This window comes from Magnetococcales bacterium (genome assembly GCA_015231925.1).
Lineage (GTDB): Bacteria > Pseudomonadota > Magnetococcia > Magnetococcales > JADGAQ01 > JADGAQ01.
Genome location: JADGAQ010000137.1, coordinates 1 through 11,474, shown reverse-complemented (window position 1 = coordinate 11,474; position 11,474 = coordinate 1). Strand labels below are relative to the sequence as shown.

13 protein-coding genes and 2 pseudogenes are annotated in these 11,474 nt (G+C 61.4%); 11 read left to right on the top strand and 4 right to left on the bottom strand.

What is annotated here, in order from left to right; translation table 11 throughout:
- The 3 genes from HQL56_13990 to HQL56_13980 all read right to left on the bottom strand — a co-directional run.
- Positions 1–709 (bottom strand): hypothetical protein (locus tag HQL56_13990; GenBank protein MBF0310630.1); only part of this gene is annotated, 709 nt, incomplete at its 3' end.
- 86 nt (positions 710–795) lie between these two features.
- Positions 796–960: a hypothetical protein gene (locus HQL56_13985; protein ID MBF0310629.1), complete on the bottom strand. Its 165-nt coding sequence runs from the start codon at positions 958–960 to the stop codon at positions 796–798.
- 69 nt (positions 961–1,029) lie between these two features.
- Entirely contained in the window at positions 1,030–1,254 is a 225-nt protein-coding gene (locus HQL56_13980; GenBank protein ID MBF0310628.1) for a DUF2188 domain-containing protein, read from the bottom strand.
- Positions 1,255–1,484: 230 nt separating this feature from the next.
- Between HQL56_13980 and HQL56_13975 the strand changes: the two genes are divergently transcribed.
- The 7 genes and pseudogenes from HQL56_13975 (at position 1,485) to HQL56_13945 (ending at position 5,710) form a co-directional block, all read left to right on the top strand.
- Complete coding sequence (locus HQL56_13975; GenBank protein ID MBF0310627.1) at positions 1,485–1,814, top strand: helix-turn-helix transcriptional regulator; 330 nt, start codon at positions 1,485–1,487, stop codon at positions 1,812–1,814.
- The gene (locus HQL56_13970; protein ID MBF0310626.1) at positions 1,811–2,731 is read left to right on the top strand and encodes an ImmA/IrrE family metallo-endopeptidase; all 921 of its coding nucleotides are present in this window, start codon (positions 1,811–1,813) and stop codon (positions 2,729–2,731) included. Before HQL56_13975 ends, HQL56_13970 begins: the two co-directional genes overlap by 4 nt.
- Before the next feature lie 487 nt (positions 2,732–3,218).
- Positions 3,219–3,440 (top strand): helix-turn-helix domain-containing protein, encoded by a 222-nt coding sequence (locus tag HQL56_13965; GenBank protein MBF0310625.1) that lies wholly within the window; start codon positions 3,219–3,221, stop codon positions 3,438–3,440.
- Entirely contained in the window at positions 3,437–3,922 is a 486-nt protein-coding gene (locus HQL56_13960) for a hypothetical protein (GenBank protein MBF0310624.1), read from the top strand. Before HQL56_13965 ends, HQL56_13960 begins: the two co-directional genes overlap by 4 nt.
- Positions 3,922–4,683: an ATP-binding protein gene (locus HQL56_13955; GenBank protein ID MBF0310623.1), complete on the top strand. Its 762-nt coding sequence runs from the start codon at positions 3,922–3,924 to the stop codon at positions 4,681–4,683. Before HQL56_13960 ends, HQL56_13955 begins: the two co-directional genes overlap by 1 nt.
- An 11-nt stretch (positions 4,684–4,694) precedes the next feature.
- Positions 4,695–5,096, top strand: a pseudogene (locus HQL56_13950) (DUF669 domain-containing protein).
- 269 nt (positions 5,097–5,365) lie between these two features.
- Complete coding sequence (locus tag HQL56_13945) at positions 5,366–5,710, top strand: hypothetical protein (protein MBF0310622.1); 345 nt, start codon at positions 5,366–5,368, stop codon at positions 5,708–5,710.
- A gap of 136 nt (positions 5,711–5,846) precedes the next feature.
- On the opposite strand, the gene HQL56_13940 is transcribed toward HQL56_13945, so the two are convergent.
- Positions 5,847–6,695, bottom strand: coding sequence for an FRG domain-containing protein (locus HQL56_13940; GenBank protein ID MBF0310621.1), 849 nt, complete (start codon positions 6,693–6,695; stop codon positions 5,847–5,849).
- A 49-nt stretch (positions 6,696–6,744) separates the two neighbouring features.
- On the opposite strand from HQL56_13940, the pseudogene HQL56_13935 reads away from it, so the two are divergent.
- From HQL56_13935 to HQL56_13920, 4 genes and pseudogenes are all read left to right on the top strand, one after another.
- Positions 6,745–7,881, top strand: a pseudogene (locus HQL56_13935) (hypothetical protein).
- Positions 7,874–8,080 carry a hypothetical protein gene (locus tag HQL56_13930; protein MBF0310620.1) on the top strand — a complete coding sequence of 69 codons (207 nt, stop codon included), beginning with the start codon at positions 7,874–7,876 and terminating at the stop codon, positions 8,078–8,080. Before HQL56_13935 ends, HQL56_13930 begins: the two are co-directional and overlap by 8 nt.
- Before the next feature lie 17 nt (positions 8,081–8,097).
- A complete protein-coding gene (locus HQL56_13925) occupies positions 8,098–8,835 on the top strand; it encodes an ORF6N domain-containing protein (GenBank protein MBF0310619.1) in 738 nt (245 codons plus the stop codon).
- A 14-nt stretch (positions 8,836–8,849) separates the two neighbouring features.
- Positions 8,850–11,144, top strand: a complete 2,295-nt coding sequence (locus tag HQL56_13920) for a DUF3987 domain-containing protein (GenBank protein ID MBF0310618.1) — start codon at positions 8,850–8,852, stop codon at positions 11,142–11,144.
- Positions 11,145–11,474 lie beyond the last annotated feature (330 nt).

Genomic DNA, 11,474 nt, shown 5'->3' with positions numbered 1-11,474 from the left:
GGGCGATCTCTTCCCGGCTTTCCCGTCCCTGGGAGATCACCTCGATCACCCCGTCTTCGGGCTGATAGGTGAGCGCGAATTCGAGAACCGGGCGACGGTTGCGGCGGGCCAGTTCTCCCTCCTGAAACTCCAGGAAACTGTCCGGCAACCCTTCCCGGTAAACCATCACCTGCACCAGACGGCTTTCCTCGTCCAGGTGGGCGCGGGTTCGGTGGTACACCTCCACCTTCACCTGCCCGGTGCGGAAGAGATCGCGGATGCGGGTCTCGAACTGCCGGTGATGCTCCGAATCCATGCTGACCGTGGCCTGGGGCGGCCCCACGAAACCGTCCCACATCCGCCCCAGCCGGTGGCTGTCGGTGTAACGGATCTCCTCGGCCCGTTGGAACGCTCCGGGATCGTGGAGAAACAGCCAGGTCGCTCGATCATGGGCGTTCTCCAGGTTTCCGAACAATTCCTGGTCCCTCACGACGCTCCACATCGCTTCCTGAACGAGTTCGTCGGTCATCCCATCGATGCGCCCGGCATCCACCAACAACATCGCCCGTTTGCCATCATCCATGGCCTCGACGGCCTTGAGCAGGGGAACGACCACCTTGATTTCCTGTTCCGCCCAGTCGAGGCTGGGGACGGGAAAGCCGTTTCCCTGGAAATAGGCCTGCAATCCCTTGGCAGGCGTGTTGCGGATGAAGCGGGCGATGTGGAGCATGACGGATTCTCCTGAATACCTTAAGAGAAAGGTTCTTCCTCAACCAAGTGGATGGCCCCCGGTTGAATGCCGGGGGGCATCGGTCATCACTTTTTGTGCTTTGTAGGGTCCACCAGACGATATCCCTGGCCCTGATTAGGTGTGGGAGGCAACGGTTTGTCTTTGATCGCAGTGATCTCGGTTTTTGATCCAGGAATCTTGTATTGTCCTGACTGAGGCGCCGGAGTGCCCGGTTTTAATGTCTTGCTCATGAGTCAATCTCCTGCAAAAAGTGAACAGAGATGTTGTTTGATCTTGGCGAAAGCATATTTGCCTTCCTGTTACCCCTTGGAACTGCGTGGATCGTTTCCGTAGCTGTTGCGCTCGCGAATCTGCCCATTCTCACCCTGGATGAACATCTCGCTGCGCTGATTGATGGCAATCTCTCGGGCGTGGTCGATGGCCTCCCTTTGGGTTTCGTGAACCGACGTGACTCGGCTGTTGCCTTCGCCGCGAACACCCCACTGATCACCGTGCGTCACAACCCATTGATTTTTACCGCTCATTGAAGTTCTCCCAAGATTCCGGTCGGTTTGTTGGACTGATCTCCGTCTGCGGGTGTGCGATGGAGGGTTCTGCCTGCCTCGGTACTCATTTTTGTTTCCTTTATGCGTGGCATGTGGTAGAAAATGTTCTGTAAAGAGAACAAGCGCAAGTCTGCGCGGGCGCGTGGCGCTTGTCAAGCACTTTTTTTACCTGAACTCTGAACTTGCACGGAACCCAAGGAGGGAGCCTTGTGCCTACCCTGTTGAGCGAAAAAATCAGACGGTTGCGGAAAGAGAAAGGGCTGACGCTGGAGCAGTTGGGAGAACTGACCGGGTCGAGCAAGAGCTACATCTGGGCGTTGGAGAACCAGAACCCTCCACGCCCATCGGCGGAAAAAATACAAAAGATCGCCGAGGTGCTCGGCGTGACTGGGGAATTTTTGCTCGACCAGGATCAGGAGACACCTGAGCGGGGTGATATGGACCTGGCCTTCTTCCGCAAGTACCAGAAAATGCCGGAAGACACCAAACGCAAGCTCCAGCAGCTCATCGATGTCTGGGGGGAAGAGGACAAAAAATGAGTGAACCCAAGACGCCCCAGGCATGGGCCAACCAGATTTCCACCCTCCTCAACACGGTGCTTGGAACTGACCGCTTTCCGGTGGATGTTCCTGAGGTAACCAAGGAAATTTCGAGGCAACGATTCGCGGACGACCCAATCACCATGGTGAAGGGGGCCGATTTGCCCGGATTCGAGGGGGCGTTGCACCCCGCCCCTCCGGGGAAGAAAGGATGGGGGATCCTGTACAACTCCGGCATCTCCTCGCAGGGGCGCATCCGGTTCACGCTGGCTCACGAGTTTGGCCACTATTTGCTGCACCGGCGTTTCAGCCCAAAGGGTTTGCAATGCGGCCAGAATGATGTGGCGATGGGTTCTCTGGATTCCGACGAGGAAACCCGGAAAAGGTTGGAAAGGGAGGCGGATGTCTTCGCCACCTACCTGTTGATGCCGCTCGACGACTTCCGACGACAGATCCAGCCGAGGGAACCTGCCGACCTGGAGCGTCTTTCCGCCTGCGCGAATCGGTATGGCGTTTCCCTCATGGCGGCGATCCGTCGGTGGCTCGAATACACCGAGAAACGGGCCGTTCTGGTGGTCTCCAACGAGGGGTACATCCTCTGGTCGCAATCCAGCGAACCGGCCTGGAAGACCGGGGCGTCTTTCAAGACCTTCGGTTGTGATCCCGTCGAGATCCCTGCGGCGTCTCTCGCCGCCAATCCGCCCGAATCCATGGTCGATGCTCGGCTCGGAAAGGAATTTCCCTGCGGTGTCTGGTTTGCCGATGAGGAGGTCAAGGAGATGGCGATTCCGTCGGAGCAGTATGATTTCGTCCTCTCCCTTCTGCTACTGAAGGACAGGGATCGAAATCCCATCCTGGAAGAAGATCCGGAGGAGGATGCCTACGACCGTCTCATGCAGCTCACGGAGGGCCGGTAGGTCCGGGTAGCGGTCCCAGAATCCGTCCCTGCCCTGGCTCCTGCCCTGGCTCCTGCCCTGGCTCCTGCCCTGGCTCCTGCCCTGGCTCCTGCCCTGGCTCCTACCCTGGCTCCTACCCCAGATCCTACCCCAGCTCCTACCCTGGCTCCTACCCCAGCTCCTACCCTGACTTCCACTTGGTGACGGCCCATTCCTGACCGACAAACAACGGTCAGGGAAAAGCCTCTGGTGGATTGTCATCCAGGTACGAGGTGCAGGAAGGCGCCCACGGCCTTCAATTTTCCTGCCTTATTTCCTACCCGTTCGCCATCCCTGTATCGAAATACCGCCAACCGGTTCCCATTCCGGGAAGGCGCATCGCTGTTTCCCCCGTCTTCTCTCCTGCCCAGCATTCCTACCCTGGCTCCTACCTTTTACCGGTACCTTCCCCTACCTGCCAGGCTGCTACCTTCTCCCCATCGATTGACCACAGCCCCCGGAGGAGGACATGACCACCCATCATCTCAATCAAATCGAGCTTTCCCGCCGGTGGGGCATTTCCCATCGCACCCTGGAGCGCTGGCGGTCGCTTGGCGAAGGGCCGCCCTATCTCAAGATCGGCGGTCGGGTTGTCTACCGCCAGGACGACATCGAACGCTACGAAGCCGAGCAGCGGCGCAACGACCGTTCCCAATCTCAACACATTACGCAGGCCGGAGGTTTGGCATGAACACCCCCATTTCCATCCACGAATTGCCGGAACAGCCCGTCGCTCAGGTGGCCGCCCTCGGCGTCGAGGCGCTGGCGGACCTGCTGGATCAGGCCGACGCCCATCTGCGCCGGGCCAGGGCGATCAAGGAGAGCCTGGACGAGGCCATCGCCCACCGCTATGGCGACCGTTCCGCCCTGGTCCGCAACCAGAACCAGAAGCCCACCGGCATCATCCGCTTCGACGACGGTCCCTTCGTCGTCATCGCCGACCTGCCCAAGAAGCCGGAATGGGATCAGGAAAAGCTGACCACCATCATCGGGCAGATCCGGGAATCCGGCGAGAACCCGCTGGACTACGTCGAGGTTGCCTACCGGGTGCCGGAGAGCCGCTACAACGCCTGGCCCACCTCCATCCGGAAGTTCTTTGAACCGGCGAGAACGCTCAAGGTCGGCAAACCCACCTTCAAACTCGAACGGCCTGCGGGCCGGGGAGGATTGTGATGGCCATTTCCCTCGCTTCCCTCAATCGCCAACAGGCGGTCCTGCCGCCCCGCATCCTGGTCTACGGCGTGGCCGGGGTGGGCAAGAGCACCCTGGGGGCTTGCGCTCCCAACCCGGTCTTCGTCCTCACCGAGGACGGGCTGGGGCTGCTCCAGGTCACCAGCTTCCCCCTGGCCCGCACCTTCGGCGAGGTGCTGGAGGCCCTGGACAGCCTGCTCGCCGAAAACCACGACTTCGAGACCGTGGTGCTGGATTCCCTGGACTGGCTGGAACCCCTGATCTGGGCCGAGGTGTGCCGCCTAAACCGGGTCAACAGCATCGAGGACATGGGTTATGGGAAGGGCTACGTCGCCGCCCTGGACCTCTGGCGCTCCTATCTGGATCGCCTCAACCGGCTGCGTTCGGAGAAGAACATGGTGGTGGTGCAGATCGCCCACGCCACCATCCGCCGCTTCGATTCTCCGGAGCACGACCCATTCGACCGCTACGACGTGAAGCTGCACCAGAAGGCCGCCGCCCTGGTCCAGGAGCACAGCGATTGTGTCCTGTTCGCCAATTACCGGGTGGCGGTGACCAAGGCAGAGGTCGGTTTCGGGCAGCGGGTCAACCGCGCCGTCGGCACCGGCGAGCGCCTGCTCTTCACCCAGGAGCGACCCGCCTTCCTGGCCAAGAACCGTTACAACCTGCCCGGCGAGCTGCCCATGGACTGGACCACCCTCCAGGCCCATCTCACCGGCGACCATCAGACCCAAGCCGCATAAGGAGACAAATCATGGCGCAACTCGGCGGAACCTTCGACGCCTCCCAGGTGGACCCCTCCCAGCCCCACGAGACCCTGCCCCCCGGCGATTACCGGGTGCAGATCGTCAACAGCGAGATGCGGGCCACCAAGACCGGCACCGGCCAGTACCTGTGGCTGGAGATGGACATCCTGGACGGACCTCTGGCTGGGCGGAAGCTCTTCGACCGGCTCAACCTGGTCAACCCCAACCGGCAGGCGGAAGAGATCGCGCAACGCACCCTCTCGGCCATCTGCCACGCCGTGGGGCGGATGCAGGTGGCCGACTCGGAGGAACTCCACTTCAAGCCGCTGCTGGTGAAAGTGGCGGTGGGCAAGACCGGTTACAACGAAACCAAGGGTTACAAGCCTGTCGCCAACGCTGCTCCTGCTCCGCGACCGGCTTTTCAGCCGCCGCAGGCCCAGCAGGCTCCTCAGCCGCAACCGGCGCAACAACCCGCTGCCCAGGCCCCCCGTCCCGCGCCCGCCGCCGGTGGGGTTGGTCCCTGGCGGCGCATGGGATGAACGAAAAAAACGGGCGGGACCGTCAACCTTTCGCTGCCAGGCACCGGTGACGACCCGCCCCATCCACGATTTCAACCTTGGGAGAAGAACCCATGGACACTGCCATCCTGAACCATCGGGATGAGCGGGACAAGACCCCCTTGCCCGCGACCCGGGAGGAGTGCCGCACCCGGCTCATCCAGTTGCAATCCGACATCGCCGCCATTCGCGACCAGATCGCTGCTGCCGACCTGGACCGCCAAGCCAAGGGTGGCAGGATGGACGCGGATTGGTATCACCGCGCCCGTACCGCCCTGCGCTTCAAGCGGGAGGAGCTGGCCCGGCTTCAGGCCCATCAGCGCACCCTGCCCGGTGGCCCCGCCGAGCGCAAGGAACGACTCCAGAGCTGCATCATCGCCGCCGTCCGCCCCGACTACAACGACGACGAATGGCGCGAGGTGATGGACGAGGCCCATCGCCTGCTGCTGGGCCAGGGGGGTGCGTGATGGCTCCCCTTCCCAAAGCCAACTGCCCCACGGTGGAGGCGATCCTCGCCGCCTACGAGGTGGACGCCGGGAGCGGTTATCCGTCCCCACCTGGGGGGATCCTCTTCCTCTGTGAATTGCCAACATTTTTCAATCGTTATGCTCCAACGATCCAAACAGAACCCAGTTCCTTGCTTCCAGCTGGGGCTTTCTCGAGGAGAGTCCTGTACCCAGAATCATAAGTTGGGGGAGGAAAAAAAGTATGAGCACTCAAAAGTTCTCCGACGCCAAGCCATGCCAAAGCATCACACAAATTAATTCTTATTCTATCAACAACAAGGTGAGACATGTCACAGTCATTACATATTGTCTTTCTTTTTAATAACAGCCCGTATTGAGCATGAGGGCGAATAAATACGGATGGAGCCGCTAGTCTTAGATCGATTAACCAAGCGTCATCACCTTTAAAATATCCAGGTAAATTATTGTGCGGATTTGGATTCTCAATTCCCATCAACACAATATATGCGAACCCACCAGATTCTCGGCAAGTATTTCTTCTCTCGTAATTGACGTATTGTGCCATGTGCCCATTAATTCTGATATTGTAGCATGCAAACCACAATGAAACCCATACATTATCCACAATATCAATCCATCTTGTTTTCATCCCATAGTGTTGCAACAACGGCTCGCATACCTCATACGGAGTTCCTCTGAGGAAGGCATTTTTACCGTGCGCTTCATTTATGTAGTCATCTAATTTTTTCCCGAGAGAAGTTATACCGTTTTGCCCGATGGATGGAAGTCGATAGAGCGGCGGGACCATCTTCCCATGATGAAGATCATTCTGTCCTCTGTAATATATTGATCTATTATTCCTAGCGCTGACATACTTGACATATCCTGCAACCTGGGTTAGCGCATGCGGGTTTGATACATGCAATAACGCCTCCTTATCCTTCCATTCTGCACCATCAACTCTTTCACCTATTTTTTCCAACATAGCATCACCTGACAATGTTTAGATTGTTTAGACGAGCAACCTCTAGACTATGGTCAGCATAAACGAGATGTATTGTCAACCATTTTTATACGAGTGAGACTGCTCTCTCTTCGACGACCTCGCCTACGAAGTGCCGGTGCGCGATCTGGTGGACCAGGGTTTTCTCGCCCCCCTGGTCAGCAAGCGCACCGACACCCAGTTGGACGTCTCCGGCGTCGGCACCCGGGGCGGGGAGTTCATCCCCGGCCAACTGGAGGCGGCGGTGGACAAGGATCCCGTCACCCGGGCGGCGGTGGAGGAGATCGTCGCCCACGGGCAGAACCGGCGCTCCTGGCTGCTCTTCTGCTCCGGAGTTTCCCATGCCCGCCACGTCCAGGAGGCGGTGCAAGCCCACGGGGTCTCCTGCGCCACCATCTTCGGTGACACCTCCAAGGCGGAACGGGACGAGATCGTCGCCGCCTTCAAACGGGGCGAGATCCGCGCCCTGGCTTCCATGGGGGTGCTGACCACCGGCTTCAACGCCCCGGCGGTGGACTTGATCGCCATGCTGCGGCCCACCAAATCCACCGGCCTCTATGTCCAGATCGCCGGACGGGGCATGCGCCTCGCCCCCGGGAAAGCCGACTGCCTGGTCTTGGACTTCGCGGGCAACGTCCAGCGCCACGGCCCCATCGACAAGGTGAAGCCCAAGAAGCCCGGCGAGGGAGACGGAGACGCCCCGGTCAAGACCTGCGAGATGTGCCAGACCATCAATTACGCGGCGGTACGTCACTGCACCCAGTGCGGCCACGAATTCCCGCCGCCGGAAAGCGACAAACTGGAGGCCACCGCCACCACCAGGGAGATCCTCACCGGTGGCAAGGTGGAGTGGGTCAAGGTCTACGACATCGCCTACCGCCTGCACCAGAAGGAGGGCAAACCGCCGTCGATGCGGGTGGAATACTTGTGCGGCTTCAATTGGCATCGGGAGTGGGTCTGCTTCGAGCACACCGGTTTCCCGCGCCAGAAGGCCGCTTCCTGGTGGGCCCGCCGCGCCCCCGCCGGGCTGCGGGTGCCGGACAGCGTGGCCGAGGCCCTGGAGCTGGTGGATCACCTGCGTATCCCGGAGGAGATCGCCATCCGCCCGGCGGATCGCTTCGTGGAGGTGGTGGGGGCTCGCTTCGGTGAGGAGAACGCCCATGGTTGATCCCACCGAACGCGAGCAGGCGGCCCTGCGCGCCGCCGCCCCCCTGGCCGGGGAATACATCGAGAGCCTGGGCAAGACCGACCTCACCCTCTTCACGGTGGAGGAGTTCCTCATCCTGATCCGGGTGATCGTCGGGGGGTATCTGGAAGCCAAGGCCAGCTTGGACATCAACGACACCTGGGACGACGTCCCGTTTTGAGCGAAGGAGCAAAGAGCATGAACGCGATCACCGAAAACACCCATCCACTGATCACCATCGGCGAGGCCACCGTCCCGGTCATCGAATACCGGGGCAAGCGCGCCGTCACCTTCGCCATGGTGGATCAGCTTCATCAACGCCCGGAAGGGACGGCCAGAAAACGGTTCAACGACAACAAGGAGCGATTCATCGCGGGAGAAGACTTCTTTCACCTTTCCTTTCATGAAGTTGCCTCGCTGTCCGAATTCCGGACAGCGGGGTTGCAACCCAATTCTCAGGGACTCGTTGTCCTGACCCAGTCCGGTTACCTGATGCTGGTGAAGTCTTTCACCGACGAGCTGGCGTGGCAGGTCCAGCGGGAGTTGGTCAACCGCTACTTCCAGTTGCCACCTCCCAGGTCAAAAGCCCACGAACTCCTGCGGTCGGTGCAATTGCTGGTCGAGCAGGAAGAACGTCTGCAACGCATGGCGGACGAACAACGCCGCCAGCAAGAACAGCTCGACGCCATTGCCAGACGGCAGGCCGACCTGGACGGTGACACCGGCTACATGACCGCCCTGGCCTTCTGTCGCCGGGAGAACGTCCCGGCCCCTCTGACCCTGGCCCGGCGGCTGGGGATCATGGCCAGCGATCTGTGCCGCGACCTGGGCATTCGCACCGGCAGGGTGCCGGACGAACGGTGGGGATCGGTGAACAGCTATCCCGTCGAGGTGCTACGGGAGTGCCTCGCCACCTTGAACCGCCAAGCGGCCTGAAAGGAGAGACGACCATGAGCGAAAACTTCATGACCCAACACGGCGACCGGTTGATCGCCGGGGGTTTTTCCTTCCTCCCCATCGTCCCCGGCGAAAAATTCCCGGGCCGTTTCGAGCGGGGTGCGTGGCTGCCCTACAAGGGCTGGACCAAGCATGCCGCCCGTGCCACCACCACCCACGAACTGGCCATCTGGAAGCAGTGGCCCGACGCCGGGATCGGCATCCCCTGCGGTCTGGTGGCCGGGGTGGACATCGATATCGCCGACGATACCGGTCTGGCGGAACGGCTCCAGGCTCTGGCCTTCGAGCTGCTGGGCGAGACCCCGGCGGTGCGCATCGGCAACGCCCCCAAGCGGATGCTGGTTTACCGCACGGATGCTTCCTTCAAGGGGATCAAGGCCCACCCCCTGGAGGTGCTCTGCCAGGGACAGCAGTTCGTCGCCTACGCCATCCATCCCGGCACCGGCAGGCCCTACGAATGGCCCGTGCGCTCCCTGGCCGACCTGACCCTGGCGGATCTCCCGGTCATCACCGAGGCGCAGGCCCGCGCCTTCATCAAGCAGGGACTGGTGCTGCTGCCGGAGGGAATGCGCCCGGCGCGGCTTGAGCGCAACCATCCGGGAATTCCGGAGAGTTCGCCGACCACTCATCATGTCGCCAACACGCAAGAGGGCACCCCGGAAGCGATCCAGGATGCCCTGCGCCACATCCTCAACGCCGACCTGCCCTACGACGACTGGGTGCGCGTCGGCATGGCCCTCAAAGGGGCCTTGGGCGAGGCGGGCGCGGGTCTGTTCGCCGACTGGTCCGCCTCGTCCGCCAAGAACGTCCCCGAAACCACGGCCCGCGCCTGGGCCAGTTTCCACCCCACCGTCATCGGCGCGGGGACCATCTACCACTTGGCCCAGCGGCATGGCTGGAAGCCGGATGCCGCCCTCACCCTGAACCCGGCCAACCAGCATCCCGGCACCCACCCGGCAGCGCCACTGCTGCAAAGGATGCCCAGGGTTCCGGTGGCCGCGCCTGCGGAAGACGCCCCGCCGTTCCTGGACGGGCCGGAGTGGAACATCACCGACCTGGACGGGGTGCTGGGGCATCTGGTGGACTACATGGTGTCCACCGCCACCCGGCCCCAGCCCATTCTGGCGGTGGGCAACGCTCTCTGCGCCCTGGGGGCGTTGATGGGGCGGCGCTACCGCACCGAGACCGATATTCGCAGCAACCTCTACGTGGTGGGCATCGCCGACAGCGGCTCCGGCAAGAACCACAGCCGGGAGGTGATCACCGACCTGCTGTTCCGCGCCGGGCTGAAGAAGTTCCTGGGCGGCAACCGCATCGCCTCCGGCGCGGGCCTGCTGCGGGCCATTCACGATCACCCGGCCATCCTCTTCCAGCAGGACGAGTTCGGCATGTTCCTCCAGGCCGCCGCCGACCGCAAGCGCAGCCCCAAGCACATCACCGACATCCTGGACCTGATGACGGAGCTGTACTCTTCGTCCGCCACCGTCTTCCTGGGGCCGGAATATGCCATGCCGGACAAGAAGGGCCGCCAGGACATCAACCAGCCCTGCCTGTGCCTCTACGGCACCACCACGCCCACTCTCTTCTGGTCGGCCTTGAAGAGCGCCAACGTCGCCGACGGCTCCCTGGCCCGCTTCCTGATCCTGAAGACCCAGGACGATTACCCGGAGGCCAGTGGTACTGCATCCCTGCGCCAGCCGCCCGAAGAGCTGGTGGCCGCGCTGGCCGCCATCGCCCAGAACGGCAGCGGAGGCGAGGGCAACCTGGCGAACCTGACCACCGGCCCAGAGACCGCCATTCATCCGCAGGTGGTGCCCATGCTGCCGGAGGCACGGGAACGGTTCGCTACCCTGAACCGGCAGGTCACCGCCCTGTTGCGGCGGTCGCGGGGAAGCCAGTTCTCGCCCATCCTGGCGCGGGCCTGGGAGAACGCTGCCAAGGTGGCCCTGATCCGGGCGGTTTCCGCCGATCCCGCGCAACCGCTGATCCGGGACGAGGACGCTCTCTGGGCCATCGCCCTGGTGCGCTACGCCGTCAACACCTTCATCGAGGATGTGGAACGCTTCGTCGCCGACAATCAGACCGAGCAGAATCACAAGCGCGTGCTGGGCATCATCCAGGGAACTGGGCAAGAGGGGATCACCAATCGGGATCTCACCCGGCGCACCCAGTTTCTGGACCGGCGGCAACGGCAGGAGGTGGTGCAGGCCCTGCTCGACGCTGGGCAGATCATGACCGAGACCCGTCCAAGCCGGACCTACCCGGCAACGGTTTTCCGTGTTCCGTGACCCACAAAATACCCGTCAAACCCGTCAGCTTCCAAGGATGACGGGTTTGATGGGGAAACGACATTGAAAAACAAGCAGAAACCAGGAACCCGTCAAGCGTCAACCGTAGAAGAAAAAAGATAAAGAGTAACTGTTGTATATGTATCTATATATAAAGGGGTTCTTTTTCGAGAGGATGACACGTTGACGAGTTCGATTTTCTTTTTTTATTTCAACATGATACTCAACAAAAAGGCGTCAAACGGCAGGTTTGACGGGTTTGACAGCGACTTTTCCCGCAGAGCGACGGATCAGGGATCGGCCTCCCGCTCCATCGCCCTCACCCAACAT